The organism is Vibrio sp. L85 (genome assembly GCF_963871815.1).
Taxonomy (GTDB): domain Bacteria; phylum Pseudomonadota; class Gammaproteobacteria; order Enterobacterales; family Vibrionaceae; genus Vibrio; species Vibrio harveyi.
On the sequence record NZ_CAWMYL010000258.1, the window covers coordinates 1 to 1,018 of the forward strand.

Annotated in this window: 1 protein-coding gene; it reads right to left on the reverse strand. The window is 37.6% G+C overall.

Going from position 1 to position 1,018, the window contains the following annotated elements:
* Nucleotides 1-118 precede the first annotated feature (118 nt).
* The coding region (locus AACR11_RS29235) for a hypothetical protein (RefSeq protein ID WP_223295718.1) at nucleotides 119-1,018 on the reverse strand (900 nt) is incomplete at its 5' end.

The window sequence follows — 1,018 nt, forward strand, 5'->3', positions numbered from 1 at the left end:
CTAACGCCCTGTTAAGGGGTGAGCAACGCAATACCGAAGCCGCTGCATACCACCTTAATCACTTGAACCAACGCACAGTAAAAATGCCACGCGTTGCGAATCCCTCTTAAACAGTTTGTTAGGCAATTTTTTTCGGTTGTACCCCTCTACTTTCGTATGGATTAAAAATCCCCTTGTATCCAATTAACCTGAGGATATATTCCGTAACCAAATCTCTACATGTCGCATAGATTCGCCGCTGCTCGTCATAAGGTAAGTGACTTAAGCCTGAATGTATAATCTCGTTCCTGAGGTTTTTTATTTCTTTAAGACCAACCTCCATCCCTACTGAAGAAAACATTTCATAAAGTAACGTTTGAAAATAATACTTTTCGTTGCTTTCCGACCAATAAGAACCGTTTTTATATTTATACCCTTTACATTTCGCATACGAAGATTTTAGGTTCTCTAACAAAATGAACAAGGTAGCTAACTTCAACTCTATCTGTAAATTATTAACCTCAGGCGTGTTGAAAATATCCACTACAACATTTAGAGATCTTTGTTCGTAAAGCGTTGAGTAAGTATCAAAGCAGGACTCAATTAAATGCTTTATGTGCGAGCTATCTACACAACAAAATGGTGGTCGAAAGTAATAGTACTTACCACGAGTAGTCCAGATATGAGATTTGTTTGTTCCCTCGATATTCCATGCATAAAAACTGACTTCCGAGCACGTTGCGAATGATAGTAAAACACTTATTTTCTCAACAACTTCTACAACGGCATCAATATCGCTTTCGTCGAAATTTTTGACGATTAGTTTCGTAGACTCTACAAACTGACCTCCCAAGTCACTCTTTCTTGCATTTATAAATTCTGGTTCTTGAACAATCTCGACATTTAAACCGGCTATAGATACGCAAATTTTATTCCTTACCCAACCACCAGTCTCAGTACTAGTAGTTTCAATACCTAATACTAAAAAATTTGAAAGATAACAGACTAAGTTCAATGTAACTCCCAATTGCCTAACGCC